Genomic DNA, 16,237 nt, shown 5'->3' on the forward strand with positions numbered 1-16,237 from the left:
CGAGTACACCGAGCCCGAGGCCAGCATGCTCAAGAGCTGGTCGGACTCCGGCACCCCGTCACGCTATGGGCGGCAGCGCATGTGGTCGTGGCCGGGTGCTGCTCAGTGCAGAAGTACCGGCAGGCGGTCGTGCCCTTGGGCGATGAATCCGTTGGCGATGCCGAGTTCGTCAGGCGCGACGGCGAGTTTCATGTGCGGGAACCTCTCGAAGAGCGCGGGAAGGGCCACCTTGGCTTCCAACCGTGCCAGGGGTGCGCCCACGCAGTGGTGGGCGCCGTACCCGAACGCGAGGTGGTCCTTGTTCGGCCGTGTGGGGTCGAACCGATTCGCGCTGTCGCCGTGGATTTTCGGGTCGCGGCCAGCTGCTGCATAGCCGGCGAGGATCGGATCACCTGCACTGATTGCCACGCCGCCGAGGCGGGAATCTTTCACCGCGTAACGCAGCGGGATGTGCACGGCCGGCGCCTTGTATCGCAGGGTTTCCTCGATCACACTCGTCCAGTTCAGACGGCCGTCGAGCACGGCGGCTTGGTGATCGGGGTGGGTGAGTAGCAGGAATGTCGCCTGGTCGATCAGGTTCGCCGACGTCTCGTGCCCGGCGTTGATCGTCAGATAGAGCGTATCGACCAGTTCCTGTTCAGTGAACTCCTCGTCCGGATTGTCGACGAAGTCGGTGATGAGGGTGCTGGTCATGTCCTCACCGGGATTGTCCCGGCGGTATGTGACGAGTTCTTGCAGGAGCTCGATCATCTGCTTGTAGTTGGCTCCGGCTTCCGTTTCGCTCAAGGTGATGTCGAAGATGCCGTCCACGCATGTGCGTAGTGGGGCGGCCAGGTGCTCGGGCACTCCCATCAGCTCGTTGATCACACCGAGCGGCAGCGGGTAGGCGTAATGCTTGCGGATGTCCACGGGGTCGCCCGTTGGCCCGGACTCCAATCCCGTCACCAGCTCCTCGGCGATCGCCTGGATGCGGGGCTCCAGCGCCGCGGTGCGCTTGTTGGTGAACGCCGCCGTCAAGGGTTTACGGATCCGACGGTGTTCGGGTCCGTAAGCGGTGAACGCCGAGAAGGTATTCACCCAGTTGAGCAGTGGAAAGTCCTTGCCGATCTCCCCGTTGCGGAACGCCGGCCAGTGTTGGCGCGGGTCCTTGGAAACATCACGGCCGGAGAGGATTTCCTTGAGCTCGCTCGGCCCGGTCACGTACCACGCCAGCACCCCTCCCGGGAGTGCGACCCGAGTGACCGGGCCCCGCGCCCGGATGCGGGCAATCGTCCTCTGGATGTCCCGGCTGTCGGGATCGAGGACGATGAGGTCGGTGTCTTGCATGGGATCTCCTGGGCTGAGGTGGATTTCGGATTGCTACTGGACTATCGATTGCCGGTCGGGGGGCTTGGGGGGAAGGTGACCGGCAGCGCGGCCATCGCCCGGTGGAACGGTCCCGGCCGCCACTCCACATCGGCCGCGTGCACCGCCAAATACATCTCCGGGATCCTGTCAAGCAGCTGATCGATCGCGTCCTGCGCAACCAGATAGCCCATCTCCCGCGCCGGGCAGGCGTGCGGGCCGACGCCCCACCCCAGATGTGAACGGTTGCCGGTGCGGTCGCCGGTCCGGATTTCCGGGTCGTTGTTACAGGCGGCCATGCTGATCACCACCGGCTGACGCGCTGGCAACCAGACACCATCGATGAGGATCGGCTGCCGTGGATAGGTGATGCAATAGTTCGCCATCGGCGGATCGTTGAACAGCACCTCATCGAGCGCGTCCTTGGTGGACAGCGAACCGCCGACCAGACCGGCGCCGAACCTTTCGTCGGTGAGCATCCGCAGCAGCGCGTTGGTGATGAGGTTCAGCGGCGGCGAGATTCCGGCCGCGAACAACAGCACCAGCTGGTCCAGCATCTCCCCGTCATCCAGCCCTGCCGAATGCTCGATGAGCCTGCTGGTGACGTCGTCACCGGGTTCGGCGCGTTTGACATCGATGAGTTCTTTTAGCGCCTTCACCAGGATCCGGTTGCCGTTCTCGGCGTCGGCGCCGCTGTCGAACATCTTCGCCGCCCCCACAGCCGCGCGCCCGCTGATCTCGGGAGAACAGCCGAGGAGTGTATCGAGCACGTTGAAGGCGATCGGCAGCGCGTACTGGCTCACCACATCGCAGCTCCCGGCCGCGCAGAACGCGTCGATCAGCGGCCCGGCGAGTCAGCGACGACCGTGTTCAGTCCATACAGATCAACGCCGTCGAGCGCATATGCGATCGCCGACCTGTACCGCTCGTGCTCACTGCCGGCACTGCGAATCGCATTGCGCCGCGGCTCCATCATCGGACGGACCGGGCAGTCGGCGGGCACCCCGCGTTCCCAGTCGCGCGGATCCGCCGGGAAGTGGTCCGGATCGCGGAGGATCCGCAGTGCCTGAAGATATCCGAGCGCGAGAGTCGCTGGCACATCCGGCGCTAGTAACACCGGTGCCAGCGAGCCGTGCTGCGCGCGCATATCCCGGTAATGGCCGTGGGGGTCGGCCGCGAATGCGTCCGTGTAGAGGGCAGTGCGGGGACTGTCTGTCTCCCCCGGCGCCGACCACCCCGAGAGTACTGTGCTTGTGCTGTCGCTCAATGTTGGTTCCTTCAGGGGTCCTTCGCGGACCGAACATCGGCGGGATTGCTGTCTGTGCCACCTCGTTGTGGCATGACAAAAACGTTAGACGCGATGCGCAGCGCATTTTCGGCAAGGGAAGCGGGTCGCCGACGGTCGCCGCACAGGCGGTGCCCACGGCCGATGTCACCTCAGGTGCGCTCAACGCGCCCTCGAGTACTCGGCGGCACGCACAGCAGCGCCGCCCCGCAGAGAAGGGCCAGCACCCGAACCGCGCCGACAGCGGCGCCGAGGTGACGCCTCCTGTCAGATACGGCTCACCGCACGAACAAGATCGCGCCGACAGCGAACGTGACCAGGGTGTCCTGCCCATCGGCCGAGACCGCTCCCCTGATTCACGGCATAACAACACCGCAGCGCCCCGGACCGGATCGGCCGGAGTAATGCCGCGGCACAAGCTTGTACCAGCCGTGCCCTGCTCCTACCAGGGATGTCGAACCGTGTTGGCCAGCAAAGCTTTCCACCACCTTCGGCATCTACCCGTGCCGCTGTTCGCGCACCTCACGCGGGGTCTTGCCGAACTGACGTCGAAAGGCCTCGGCGAACCGGCGAGAGTCAGAGTAGCCCGCCGCAGCGGCAATCTTTTTTATGGGGAAGTCCTTGGGATCACCCAGTCGGTCATGCGCGCGGTCCAGGCGGATCTTGCGCAGCAGCTCACCCGGCGTGATGTCCTCCGTGTGTTTCAGAGCGTTGTGCAGCGTCCGCGGGGAGACCCCGCACATCTGAGCGACCGCATTCGGCGTCAACCTGAGGTCGTCTACCAAGGTCTCCATTTTCGCCCGGGCTTTTGCAGCCACGTACGCATGCCCCTGCTGCGCGACGACTCCTGTTTCGCCGAGTACCCCATTGAGCAGGAAAAGCGTGCTCTGGTACGCGACGCTGAAAGCGTCCGAGGTCCACTTCCCATGGTTGGCGTGGAGCTGACCGATCTGGCTGACCAGCATCGGGACGAGGGGGTGACTTGTATCCAGCGCGAGCGGGGCGTCGTCAGCGAGGTCGTAATTGATCAAATGCCGTGGGACGGTCATGATCACCGCATCCACCGGTACGTACTGCCGCATCTCCACGTCCTCGAACCAGCGGATGAGCGCAGGCTCCCCAGGCCCGAAGATGTCGGCCTTGTCGCCCTGCCGGAGCTGGAACTCCCCGCCCACCAGCACCATCAGCCGAAAGCCGTCGTCACCGTCAACCTTGGCATCTTCGGGGGTTCGACCGTAATGCACAGGCTTGGACCAGAAATGCACGATCTGTTGGTTGCCGACTGCCTGAGCGACAGTGCCCCAGCCGAATTCGCTTTTGGAGTCGTTGTCGCTGAATGCCAGGCGGAATTCCGCTGACTGCCGTCGCAGCAGGTAGTCGCGCCAGTGCTCTCTCCGATCCGAGTTCGTCTCGGAATCTGCTGGCGAGTCCTTTTCCCGCCAATAGTCCGGTTTCATTGGGGTTTGGTCCCTTTCATGCACGCCTCAAAGGAACTCAACCTACCAAGATGCCCGCCACCATGCACCGCGTATATGCCCTGGTCTAGTGGCGTTTCACATTACAGAATGCTCGCTGGATGTCATGGTCGTCCCGCCGTTGTCAAGATCCCCGGATCGCCGCTGCGGTGCGGAAGCCGGTCGCTGCGGACCAAGGCCGCGCCATGGGCATTGTGGGAGTCTGGTCAGGTGGTGAGTGGTGGCAGACGTACCGATCCGGCAACCAGTCTCGAGACGAGAGTGTCGTAGAGGCTATCGGCTCCTATCAGATTGGTCGTCAACTGCAATCGGTTGTACGGGTTCATCCTCCCCAGGGCGGTTCCGGTGCGCGGCGAGTGGCAGTACAGATATGCCAGTCGGCTGATGTAGTCGCCGAAGCGTTCGGGGTGGACGGCGGCGTCGTTACGCGGCGTACGAATCCGAACCGCCACAGCGTGATCGATCTCCGCCTCGTACTCGGCGATCTCCGCGTGGGCGCGTCCAGGCCGCGATGATGTCGTCCGGGTCTGTGTGTGTTCCGGCGTCGCGGCTGTGGGCCACGACGAGACCGGCCGCGAAGCGGTGGATCGGGCCGGGGAAGTGCTTCTTGTCCCCGAAATGCTTGTATTCGTCGAACGTCATGTGCACCGCAGTTCCGGTCGGAAGCTGGCCACACCAGAAGCGCTCGCGCCCCGCGGTCTTCGCTCGCCTCTCGAGGTCTGCTGCGAACGTCACTCTAGTCCTTCCTCCCTGCACTGGATCAGGTGAAGGATGCGAGCCTAGCCCAGATCGTCCGTGCCGCTGAGGGCCTGGCGGCCGGTGGGCCGAGAACCGGAGGTGGGATCAGCGAGCGTTGCGCGCGATATCGCATGCGGCAGAGGACAACCGGAGTGGGAGCCGGTCGGGTTGCCGACGGGCGCGCAGGGTCATCTGGCAGCGCATCCGTCCGTGTCCACGCTGTGACTTCGCCTGCTAGGCAGGCGGTTTCGATGCGGACCCCCATTTGGTGCGAACCCCGCCGGGACTACGTTCAGGTCGGTGTCTTTCGCATTCCCGTTGTAGTCCTGGCAGCAGGTACGGCATCGCGGATGTTGTTGACGCACAGGATGCTTGCTCAGCGCTCTGGCAAGATGATCTCCTCGGCTGTCAGGACGGTTCGCAGGGCACAGCTCGGCAAGGAGGGCGGATATGGCGGGGCGGAAAGGTCTTCCAGTCATCGAATGCACGATCGGAGTCCCCACCGGCCCTTCCGGGTGGACGATCCCCAACCAGGTGCACACCCAGTTGCGTCTTGCGCACGATCTGCGCGAGGATCTGGTCACCGCCCAACACGATTTCGATCGAGCCGTCGATGAGGTGTGGTCGACCTATCCTGCTGTGGCTCAGGTTGACCGGTTGCTTGCCGTCGCCGAGCGCGCCTTCGCCGAGACGCGCGAGCAGATCCGCGCCGAACGCGCCCGCCAGCGCGCCATACGCCTCACCGGTGGCTTGCCCGACCAGTTGGCCGCCCAACGGGCCGAGGTCGAAAGGCTCCGCCAGCGTCGGCGCGAACAGATCGACACCGTTTGGAAGGACGCCAAACCCCGCATCGACGACCTGACCAGCCAGGTGAATGCCCGGCGCAACCAGCTGTACGCGCACTACTGTCAGGACGGGGACCTGTACCACGCGACCTTCAACGCCATCGCCCGAAAACACGTGGTTGCGGTGAAACAGGTTGTCGCTCTACGGCGCCAGGGACGATCCGCGGAACTGCGGCATCACCATTTCGACGGCACGGGCACCTTGGCGGTGGTTCTGCCGCGCAAGCCGGGGCAACCGCCGTGCACCCCTGCTGTGGTGGCCGACCCCACCGGCAGGCTCCGCGACCGGTTGCAGCTCCCGTGGATCGACCCCGCGATCTGGGCGACGATGTCGCGCCGAGCAACGTCATGCGGGGCGCGCCACCGCGCGGATGCGCTGCGGAAAGCGTGACGGCGTCGATCAATGGATAACCTTTCCGGTGCAGCTACACCGCATGCTGCCCGCCGATGTCGATATCGTCGACGCCGAACTCACCGTCACCCGCAGCGCCGATCAGTATCGGGCCCGTCTTACCCTCAGCGTCCGCGTCCTCTCCCGCCCGGCGCCGGTCACCGACGGCCCGACGATCGCCGTGCACATGGGATGGCGGCACACCGGACTCGGCACCCAGGTCGCCACCTGGCGGGCCACCGAACCGCTCGAGATCCCGCGTAAGTGGAGCGCTATCCTGCACGCGGGCCCGGATCGGACGACCGGCATCATCGTTCTGCCCGAGACGACCACGCAGCGTCTCGATGACGCCGACCGCATGCGCGCGGACCGCGATGGTGACTTCAACCGGGTGCGTGAACGTTTGGCCGCGTGGCTCACCGAGCGCGGGCCGCTGCCGAATCCCGCCGTCGGCGGGCAGGAGCTGACCGCCGACGAGGTGGGACGTTGGCGGTCCCGGGCCCCGCTGGCCGACGTCGCCCGCGCATGGACCGAGAAACCCCCGATCGGTGAGGACGCCACCGACATCGTCACCGCCGTGACCGTGTGGTGGCGCGCGGACCGGTTGGTGTGGCAGGAACAAGAGGATCTGCGGGGCCGAGCCCAGCGCCATCGCGACGACGTGTGGGCCAACATCGCCGCGGTACTGGCCGCCCAGTGCGGGCTAGTGGTCCTCGACGATGCCTCGATCGCCGACATCGCGCGCCGGGCGTCCGACCTGCCGCCGGAGGTCGCGACCATGGTCGCGCGCCGCCGCGTTCGCGCGTCACCCGGCCGGCTCCAGGCCGCGATCGCCGCGGCGTTCGCGCGTCGCGGTGTGCCGACCAAGGTTGTGCCGGCGGCCGAGCTGTCGCGCAAACACGAGGCGTGCGCGACGGTGAACCCTCCCGACAACCGGTACACGAAACGGCCTGTGCGATGCGATGGTTGCAAGAAAAGCTACGATCCGGACGAGTCCGCGACCGTGCTGATGCTGTCCGAGGCGCGGCAAGGGGCCGCGTGACCAACGAGACCGCACTCGCACGCCTGCTGATACTGCTAGAGTCGCGAATATGCCTGCGTGGGGGCTTCAAACCTGCGACGACTGGTCCGCAGTGCTGATGCCGGACCGCAAATTGCCCGTGTGGGGGCTAAAAACCCGCAACCAGCGGCTCCCCCGAGGGGGTCGCAGGCATCGATATCGCGAGTGCGCCGACGACAGCAGGTCCTCCCTTGGCGAACTTCTGCGCCACCTGCCGGACCAGCAGCCGGTGAAGAGCTGGTGATCACCGGACAAAATGCGTTGAGGCTGGCCGAAATTGCCCGCTATCGGCTCTCGACGCCGGGCAGTCCGCGCATCCTCGACCAGATCGCCGCCGACTTCGGTATCCACCCGATGACGTTGACGATTTGGCGGAATGCGTGTTCGTCCCGCATACGCAGGGATCGCTCGGGCAAGACGATTCTGATGTTGCTAGTGCTGCTGTCCGTCCCGCGTAGCGGGTGATCGCTCCAGGCACCTGCACGGCGACTTCCGGTGTCCCACCCAGGATCTCAAGCATCGTCATGCCCGAGCGATCCCTGCACCCGCGACAACTGCTGCTCTTCAGCAGCCAACCGCCCAGACAGCTCCGCGATCTCACGACGCAACCTCTCGGCACGCTTGGCAGCCGCGGCCTCCCGCCCGGTTGAGTTCCTCGATCACGACACCAGCGCCGACCAACCCCCACCCTGACGATGGGACCTCACACCATCACGACAGCCAAGCCCATCACCGCAGCTCAGCCTTGACGGCGACACGCTGTGCGCGCGATGCCCATCGGAGAAACTGTGCAAGATCACTAGCGCAAGCACTTTGTGGGAGAATATGTTTCGTGTCTCATCCGGCCCACAGCAACTTTGCGGCTCCAGCGGTGTCGCAGGTTGAAGTGATGGCAGGTCCGTTTGAGCTACGGACAGGCGATTCAGGTGTGGTGGTCGTCGGCGAACGCCCAGCAAGGGGCGGATTCGCCGAGTTTCACCAGCAGCACCGACAATGCTTGATGGTGCTGCGCCACACAAACTTCCGCCGCCCTGGCAACCGCGAGGTACATAGCTGCGGACAAGCTGGCGGAACACGACCGCCTGCGGCGCGACTTCATGCCCGTCGGAGCCACCAGCACCGACCCTCGCAGCCCGGACGACAACGACGGCGCCGGCGATACCCGCATTTTCGTCTTCACCGCACCTGGCAAAGACGCCTCCGTAATCCCTCGCCATGCTCACGCAGGACCGACCGTGGGATCCCGCACGGTCGGCCGACCAGTTGCCGGCGGCTTCTGCACGCCGTAAAAGCGCGGTCACATCCGCTGGCCCGTGAGCACCGAAAATTCGGTGCTCACGGGCCGTGTTATGCCAAGTGGCGCATGACAAGTCGCTTGGGTTCGGCAACGAGTGGAAGGCGAAGTAGTTATGGTTTCGCACGAGAATGCAAACAATCTCGCGGAAATGTTGTTCGGCGATCGACGCGTCGAAGCCCAGCAGTACAACAAGATGTTCGGTACGGCAGCGTTCGACGAAGACTGGTGGACTGTCACACAGAACCCGGGAAAACGAGCGTACGAACGGTACCTGGGGTTACTCCCTCACCTGTCGGCCACCGAGACCGTGTCCGATCTGCGTGACCTGGTGACCCTGCATGAGCAGGCCACTGTCGTCGATCCACACCTTGGCGCTTTGCTTACGGTTCAGATCAACCTCGTTCTGGGGACCTTGCTCGAGCAGCCCTCCCCCACCGTCGAGGTTGCCGAGGCTCTCACGGAGCTGTTGGCGGGCCGCGCTGTGGGCGCGTACGTGCTCACGGAGGTCGGTCACGGCTCTGATCTGAACAATCTGGAGACGACCGCGGTCTACGACCCAGCCGATGGTGGCGGGTACATCCTGAACACGCCGACCAAGACAGCGATCAAGCGCATGCCGACCACAGCGCCGCCGCCGCTGGAGGGCGTGGCACGGTTCGGCATCGTCTTCGCGCGGCTGATCGTGGACGGAGCCGATCGCGGCGCCTACCCGTTCCTGGTGTGGATGGCCGATGCGGACGGGCAGATGCGGCCAGGGATCACCGTGCGTCTCCTACCCGTGAAGCCCGATCTGGGGATGGACAATGCGCTGACCAGCTTCAACAATGTGCGCCTGTCACGCGGGTCCCAGTTGTCGCATACCGGGACTCGCATCGACGACGGCCAGCTGATCTCTCCGATACCCGCCGACAACCAGGTGTGGCGCGCCATCAGTCGAGTACGGGTGGGACGGCTGTGCATTTCGGCCATGGCTGCGGCCGTTTCCCGGGCCGCCTTGTCGATCGCTGTACGCCACGCTGCGCAACGAGACATCGCGAGCATGGCTGGCGGGCGCGTTCCGCTGTTCCATGTCCCGTCCCACTACGGTCCGCTGCTGGATACTGTGGCCGATACCTACGTCGCCACCACGGCGGTGGAAGTCGCCTTGGACGCTTTCGTTGACGCCACCGACAATCAGGCCGACGAGCAGGGACCACAGCTCACCGACCTTGTGGCGCTGACGAAGCACTTCGCCACCACCACGGCACTGCGCGTGTGCAACGAGGTGCGCGACCGGCTCGGTGCCGAAGGTATGTTCGCCCACAACAAGATCCCGGTGTATCACGGTCTGCGTAACGCGGCGGCCACCGCCGAGGGCGACAGCTACGTCATCGCGCTTCTCGCCGCCTACCGGCGTCTATCCCTCCCAGACGAGTGGACACCTGGATGCTGGGACAATCTCGAACCCTGCGATATCGACACTCCCCGGAGCTGGGTGGATTGGCTTGGTGCTCGCAAGATCTACTTGCATCACAGAACGCTGGAGGCATACGCAAACGCCACCGGCGACCGGCAAGCACAGTGGGACAGTGTCTATGACCTGGCCCTGGCCGCGGCTGAGGCGCATATCGTGCACCAGGCGGCCCAGACCATGGCTGAGCGGGCCAGTCGGCTTCCCGCGGGCCCCCGAATGGTGGCAGAGAATCTGCTCACGCTCTTCGCCATCCGCCAGTGCAAGGAGCACGGCGCGGACATGGCTCCCGACGGTCCATCCCCCAAGCTACGACGATCGTTGCGGGACATGCGCAGGCAACTGCATGACCTACTAGCCCCCCACCTGACCGAGCTGGTCGCGGCGTTCGAGCTCGACAGTGGATCCCTGCGCACGGCGTTCGACTCGGACAACTTCGTAGCGCAGTCTGCGAATGCGCTGAGCGCGGCCGCAGAGTAGACGAGCACCGTCGAGCTGGGTGCTCGCTCCCGTAGGTGTGACCCGGGCGGCGGCCGGCGAGCCGACTAGTTGGCCTCCGATGAGTGAAGGGGGCCAACAACCGGCGGCCGTGGCCATTCGCGGGTTCACGAGTGGCCGAGATCGTTGACAACGAACTCGAGACCAGGGCGGCCGGGCACCGGCGTCGACGTGACACGACCTCGGGATGTGGGATCGGCATCCCGAGGTCGTCGGCGGTCTCGTCAAAATGTGTTCCGCGACGGCGAAAAGACAACGGGCAGCTCGACCAAGGACCGATGGAAAGGCCCTGGACGCCATTTCAGGGGCTTGGCGACCCGGACGTCGGGCACGTGGTCGAGCAGCTGATCAATGGCGCAATGCGCGACCTGGAACGCAACGGTATTCGCCGGGCAGACGTGCGGCCCGGTGCCCCACGCGATATGTGACCGATTGGCGGTAACGTTAAGATCCCCCACGACCGCGGGGTCGTTGTTGCAGGCCGCCAGGCTGGTGACCACGGGCTGGTTGGCGGGCAACCACACATCATCGACCAGAATCGGCTGGCGCGGGTAGGTGATCAAGAAGTTCGCCAGCGGTGAGTCGCCGAACAGCTTCTCGTTCAACGCATCAGCCGTTGTCAGCGCTGCATGCCCGAAAAACCGGTCGTCAGTGAGCATCAGAAGGAGCGTGTTGGCGATCAGATTGGTCAACGGCTCGATCCCTGCACCATAGTCGGTAACCAGTTGGTGGACGAGCTCTTCGCCGTTCAGCTTGGCCGAATGGTTCAGTAGCCGGGTGGTCACGTCGTTGCCAGGAGCGACGCGCTTGAGCGCAACCAGTTCGGCCAGTGCACCAGCGAACATCGCGCTGCCCTCCCCGGCGTCGGTGGCCTCGAACATCTGGGCCATACCCTTTGCGACCCGCTCGCCGATATCGGGCGTGCACCCGACCATGGCGTTGAGATAGGCGAAAGTGACCGGAAAAGCGTACTGGCTGATCAGATCGGCCTGCCCGTCGAGGCAGAAGGTGTTGATCTGCGGGATCGCGATCTGCTCGATCTGCTTGGGGAGGTGGGTCAGGTCGATACCGTCAATGCTGTCTACGTTTGCCTTCCGGTAACGCGCATGCTCAGGCGGGCCGCTGCGCAGAGCGTTCGGGCGGTGCTCCAGCATTGGCAGCACCGGGCAATCGAGGGGGATGTTCTTCTGCCAGGCGCGCGGATCAGCCGGAAAACGCTCGGGATCGTTGTTGATCCGAATCGCGGTGCTGTAACCGATCACCAGCGTGGCTGGAATACCAGGCGACAGCTCCACCGGCACCAGCGAACCGTATTTCTTACGCCACTCGTCGTAGGCCCCATGTGGGTCGTCGGCGAACTCCTCCGTGTACAGCGGAATCGGAACCCGATCAGGGTCGGCAATAGTTGGCGACGATGCCTCGAACCAGCCGGCGGGGGATGCGGGTGGGGGTTCATGTGGTGTTGTAATGACTGACTCCAGGTATGGAACACGAATACGACGACTTGCTGAGTGATCTCGGGGCATGTGTCTACGGTGGCCCTGAGCGTGCAACTGAATGGAATCTGCTGTCGGTCATGCAACGGCGATCAGTACCGCCCTTGACCGCGTGCTCAATTCCCGCTCTCGTGCGTTGCCAGGGCAGCGCGATCATCGCCACCGACCGACACCTCACGCCGAGATGTTCGCGCACAACAGGCTCCACGTCGGCAGATCATACTCACTGCCTGTTTCCCTTGCGGGCCAAGCAGTTTGCGGACCAATCGGTCTGCTGCACTGTCGGTCAGATGCCCCGGCACGGATCCGCCCGCGTCGACCTAAAGTGCTGCTCGCGCCCTTAAAGCCACTGCTGCACTGGGGGATTCGAGCGGCTGTCGGGCCACTGCTGGGCTAGTCCCGTGCTACGTTTGAGCCGACTTCAGGCTTTCGGAAGGATACTGGTGATCGACCGGGGGTACCCGACCAGCAAAAGGGATCCGATTCGAGCGATCGGTCAGGTTATCGATGCCGTCTGCGGTCCATATCCAGTGGTTCTGCTGGACGGCGCCCCACTGTCGGGTGTGAGTCGCCGGATTTGTGAAGCGGCGGTAAACCTTCCGCCTGACTCCCGCGTGATCATTGGCAAGGCCGCCGAACTTCATCGAATCGTCGACTCGCTCAAGGCGGGTGAGCCTCTCCGTGGCAGCGACCTCTATGTGGTCGTGCTGGATGACCTCAGCCCAGCCGACCTGGTCCTCCTAGGCGCCGAGGTCCTGGAGGCGATCATCCCGCACGCAACTGTGCTGGCCGGCATCAATTCCGAGTTGTTGGAGCGCATCCTGGCGGATCGCTCTCCCATTACTGGCGCAGCGCGGACCGCGGTTCTGGAATACGGGTGGCGTATCTCGATGCCCTTCGCGATGACCCCGCTTGAGCGAGCGATGATCCGCGTGAACCACCCGGATCTGAAGCCTGGTCCCAGCATTGCTGCCACGATGGTGGGAGGCGAAGGCCTCCTGGAGCGTTATGTCGGTGCGGACCCGCAACATCGGGATGGCCAGTTGCTTGTCCAAGCCGCCGTCGACGCCCGTCGCTGCGGAGTCCACCGCAGCCTGTCAGAGACCGAGTTGTATCACCTGTTCGCTGCACGTGTGGACGACGACGGCAGCGACCTCGACGAGCGGTTTGCCATGGCCCTGGAGTGGGCGTGCACCACTCCACCTCACGCCGGATGCGGGTTGCTCTTCCGCGCAGCTGGCGAAGACGAAGGGTGGAAGGTCCTCAGCTACCTTGCCGCAGCGGATGACGGATTCCGTCGGCACCCAGTACGGGCTATCCCCGACCTCGCGTGGCCCGCCGCTCTCGCGGCACTATCTCCCGCGGATGCCTATGCGATCGGAATCAGTGCCCACCTCTACGGCCGCCAGCGCGAAGCGGTCGTCGCGTTCCAAAGGGCCGCCGCCGAGGACCAGGGACCAGCTATCAACACCGCAGCAACCGCGGCCCTTGCCCACATCAGCTGACCGCCCAACTGGCGGGCGCAGACGTGAAAGAAGCAGCGTGACTGCGGCTGCCTAGTGTTCTGAGTCGTAAATTCGCGGCCAGTTGACCCTCGCTGGCGCGGGCGCCGCAGACGTAGGCGGTTTCGAACAGCACCCGATCGCGCAGCACGTCGAGCGCCACGTCCTTGCGTGGGCGTCGTGCGCAGATCGCATCGAGCACTCGCGCGACGTCGGCGGCCGGGCGCTACAGTCGCTTGGGCACGGTGATCATGTCCACCCGGTCCATTCGACGTGGTCAGCTGACCGCTTCGGCTCGGCCGGGCTCAGCCGCAGCCCAGACCGGCGCTCGTGCTCGGGCGGCCGGTGCCGCCGGTCGGCGTGTCAGCGTCCCCGTTCCACGGCCACCAGCGTCTTCCGTTCGTGGTCGACCTGGAATACAGATCTGGAAGCGTTCCAGGCATTCGTGGTCCACGCGGCTATGCGGATTCGTCGGGCCAGCTGATGTGCTGTGGCACACTGAATTTCGTGTCCTCGCCGACTATGACAACTATGCCGCCCTGGTGGCGTCGTGGGCTGAGTGATCGCGCGGGTGGCCGAGCGGGGACGCACGGATCACCGAGTGGAAGGTTTGAAGCCCGTGGCTACAAATTCAAGCGAGATTGCAACTGCGAAGAAGACACTGTCGGAGGATCCACGGAATGGGTTGCGGGGCAAGCTGGACGCTGCACTTTTCGGCCTCCTTCGCAAGAGGCAGACAAAAGAGGGCACATCGCTGACCGAGCTGCTTCGGCATGGTAGCCCGGAGGTTCATCAGCATCTACAGAAGGCTCTGACCAACCCCGACTTCGTCATCACGGAGAAACAGAGCCCAGAGGAGCGGCGCCTCAACGCGTACAAACAGTTGCGCTACCTGGTTGGCGAGCTCGGCACCACCCGCGCAGTTGCGACCGATCTACCCAGCCTGTTCGCAGTGTTCGACGGTTGCGCAGTGCTGGCGACGGACCTGATCCCGCTGATCTCTGGACACTACAATTTGTCCGCGGGCAGTCTGGCTACCCTGACCGATCCAGACTCTGCGGCGCCGTATCTCCAGGACCTGGATGACGGTTCCAGCATCGGGAACATGCTGCTGACCGAGTACGGGTGCGGTTCCAATATCGGATTCATGGAGACCACCGCGACCTGGGACGGTGACGGGTTCGTGCTCAACACCCCGCATCCGCGGGCGCGGAAATTCATGCCCAGCGTCGGCATCCCGGTTGCACGGGTCTGTGTCATCGCCGCGCAGCTCATCGACGAGGCGGGCACCGGTCATGGCGTGCACCTGTTCACGGCGCGGCTGCGCGATGCCAACGGCGATGCGTGCCCCGGCGTTACGATCACCCAGCTCGGCCGTCAGCCTCTGGTCATCATGGACAACGCGATCATCAGCTTCGACCACCTCCGGGTCGAGCGCAGCGCCTGGCTGAGCAACGACCTGGCCACCATCGACGACAACGGTGTGCTGACCTGGCGCGACGAGAACAGTCGGCAACGGGCATTCCCATCGGTCACCAGCCAGCTCACCGTCGGGCGAATGGCGCTGTCGTCATGCCTGAACGCCGCGGCCCGCGCCGCGCTCTATATCGCCTTGCGCTATGCCGCCAACAGGGTAGTGCCGATGACACATGTCGACCGACCGCTCATGCTCGACATTCCGCATGTGCGAGACACCCTGCTCACCGACCTAGCAGGCACTGTGGCTCGCACCATCTACGGCAACGCGATCAAGACATCTCTTGCCAGCAGCGATCTCACCGACCGCGACACCGTCGTGACAGTGATGATGGCCAAGTACTTCATTCAGCTGCATGCACTGGACACCGTCACGCACTGTCGAATAAAAATGGGTGCACAAGGCATGTTCAGCGCGAACCGGGTCGCCGACTACCTCGGCGTCTGTCATGGCGCCATCACAGGTGAGGGCGACTGCGACGTCCTCGGTTCCGTAGCCGGCCGCATACTGACCAAACAACTCGCCGTCACCCCGCCACCAGAACCCGGCCTACACGACCCCACCGACCCCCACGACCGCGCCCGCTTGTTCACCGCCCGCGTTCTGACGATCGCGCAAGAGGCACAGCCACATCTGTCCACTCCCGGGCTTCCAGACAGGTTGGCAGTCATTCCGCACGCGCTCAGCCTCGTCGAGGCCCATTGCGCCAAGTATGCCTTGGACCTGCTTGACAAGCATTCCGAACACGCCGAGATTGCCGCCGTGCGTGACGTTTTCGCCCTGCACTATCTCGATCAGCATGCCGCGTGGTATCTCACCCACGGTCTACTCGACGCTCAGGGCGCCAACAGTACAAAGCAGCAACTCCACCAGGCAATCAACAGCCTTGCCGACAACCTGCCCGCACTGCTGGACGCTTTTGACCTTGACGACACGATCCTCGGCGCACCGGTATTGTCCGATGATCTACCCGCCGCGTGGGACTCCCACTATCAAGAGGTACGCCGGTAAACCGCCAGTTCCCCTGCCCGGATCGGCCGACATGCCGGCCGATCCGGGCAGGGGAACTAGGACGACGATTTCCATCGCCTTGTGGATCGTCATCCTAGATTTCAGTGCGGCGGGGCTCTGACCGGGGTTCCAGTAGAAATGGCGCGAAACCAACGACAATGGCTTGACCGCCCGATTTTCGGGCGACGCGACGGCGACCCCGGAACGGCGCGGCCGGACCTCGTGGAACGGCTCGCAGCCCGAAGCGGCCACGGCGCTGACGGCTCACCGGCCGGTCGCGGGTGTACCACGGCGTTCGGGAACCCGGACGAACATGACAAAGGCTGTACGTCTGTCATCGTCGACGGAATCGGATCGGGCCGATCAGC

12 protein-coding genes are annotated in these 16,237 nt (G+C 64.5%); 6 read left to right on the forward strand and 6 right to left on the reverse strand.

The window, feature by feature from the left end:
- Positions 1–102 precede the first annotated feature (102 nt).
- From OHQ90_RS23990 to OHQ90_RS24010, 5 genes are all read right to left on the reverse strand, one after another.
- On the reverse strand, positions 103–1,326 hold the full coding sequence (locus OHQ90_RS23990; protein WP_328401041.1) for a cytochrome P450 family protein: 1,224 nt from the start codon (positions 1,324–1,326) through the stop codon (positions 103–105).
- Positions 1,327–1,367: 41 nt separating this feature from the next.
- Positions 1,368–2,150: a hypothetical protein gene (locus OHQ90_RS23995; RefSeq protein WP_328401043.1), complete on the reverse strand. Its 783-nt coding sequence runs from the start codon at positions 2,148–2,150 to the stop codon at positions 1,368–1,370.
- Positions 2,151–2,182: 32 nt separating this feature from the next.
- Entirely contained in the window at positions 2,183–2,611 is a 429-nt protein-coding gene (locus OHQ90_RS24000; RefSeq protein ID WP_328401045.1) for a hypothetical protein, read from the reverse strand.
- Positions 2,612–3,126: 515 nt separating this feature from the next.
- Positions 3,127–4,086, reverse strand: a complete 960-nt coding sequence (locus OHQ90_RS24005; protein ID WP_328401047.1) for an AraC family transcriptional regulator — start codon at positions 4,084–4,086, stop codon at positions 3,127–3,129.
- 224 nt (positions 4,087–4,310) lie between these two features.
- Entirely contained in the window at positions 4,311–4,556 is a 246-nt protein-coding gene (locus OHQ90_RS24010) for a hypothetical protein (RefSeq protein WP_328401049.1), read from the reverse strand.
- A gap of 736 nt (positions 4,557–5,292) precedes the next feature.
- Here OHQ90_RS24010 and OHQ90_RS24015 point away from each other — a divergent pair.
- From OHQ90_RS24015 to OHQ90_RS24030, 4 genes are all read left to right on the forward strand, one after another.
- The gene (locus OHQ90_RS24015; RefSeq protein ID WP_328401051.1) at positions 5,293–6,078 is read left to right on the forward strand and encodes a hypothetical protein; all 786 of its coding nucleotides are present in this window, start codon (positions 5,293–5,295) and stop codon (positions 6,076–6,078) included.
- 28 nt (positions 6,079–6,106) lie between these two features.
- Positions 6,107–7,120, forward strand: coding sequence for a hypothetical protein (locus OHQ90_RS24020; RefSeq protein ID WP_328401053.1), 1,014 nt, complete (start codon positions 6,107–6,109; stop codon positions 7,118–7,120).
- A 258-nt stretch (positions 7,121–7,378) separates the two neighbouring features.
- The gene (locus tag OHQ90_RS24025; RefSeq protein WP_328401055.1) at positions 7,379–7,603 is read left to right on the forward strand and encodes a hypothetical protein; all 225 of its coding nucleotides are present in this window, start codon (positions 7,379–7,381) and stop codon (positions 7,601–7,603) included.
- Between the two features lie 944 nt (positions 7,604–8,547).
- Positions 8,548–10,365: an acyl-CoA dehydrogenase family protein gene (locus OHQ90_RS24030; protein WP_328401057.1), complete on the forward strand. Its 1,818-nt coding sequence runs from the start codon at positions 8,548–8,550 to the stop codon at positions 10,363–10,365.
- A gap of 242 nt (positions 10,366–10,607) precedes the next feature.
- Here the strand turns inward: OHQ90_RS24030 and OHQ90_RS24035 are convergent, their stop codons facing one another.
- A complete protein-coding gene (locus OHQ90_RS24035; RefSeq protein WP_328401059.1) occupies positions 10,608–11,684 on the reverse strand; it encodes a cytochrome P450 in 1,077 nt (358 codons plus the stop codon).
- A 638-nt stretch (positions 11,685–12,322) separates the two neighbouring features.
- Here OHQ90_RS24035 and OHQ90_RS24040 point away from each other — a divergent pair.
- Together OHQ90_RS24040 and OHQ90_RS24045 are read left to right on the forward strand one after the other, a co-directional pair.
- A complete protein-coding gene (locus OHQ90_RS24040; RefSeq protein WP_328401061.1) occupies positions 12,323–13,384 on the forward strand; it encodes a hypothetical protein in 1,062 nt (353 codons plus the stop codon).
- 616 nt (positions 13,385–14,000) lie between these two features.
- Positions 14,001–15,869, forward strand: a complete 1,869-nt coding sequence (locus tag OHQ90_RS24045; protein WP_328401063.1) for an acyl-CoA dehydrogenase family protein — start codon at positions 14,001–14,003, stop codon at positions 15,867–15,869.
- The last annotated feature ends 368 nt before the right edge of the window (positions 15,870–16,237 follow it).

The sequence above is a fragment of the Nocardia sp. NBC_00403 genome (assembly GCF_036046055.1).
Classification (GTDB): Bacteria; Actinomycetota; Actinomycetes; order Mycobacteriales; family Mycobacteriaceae; genus Nocardia.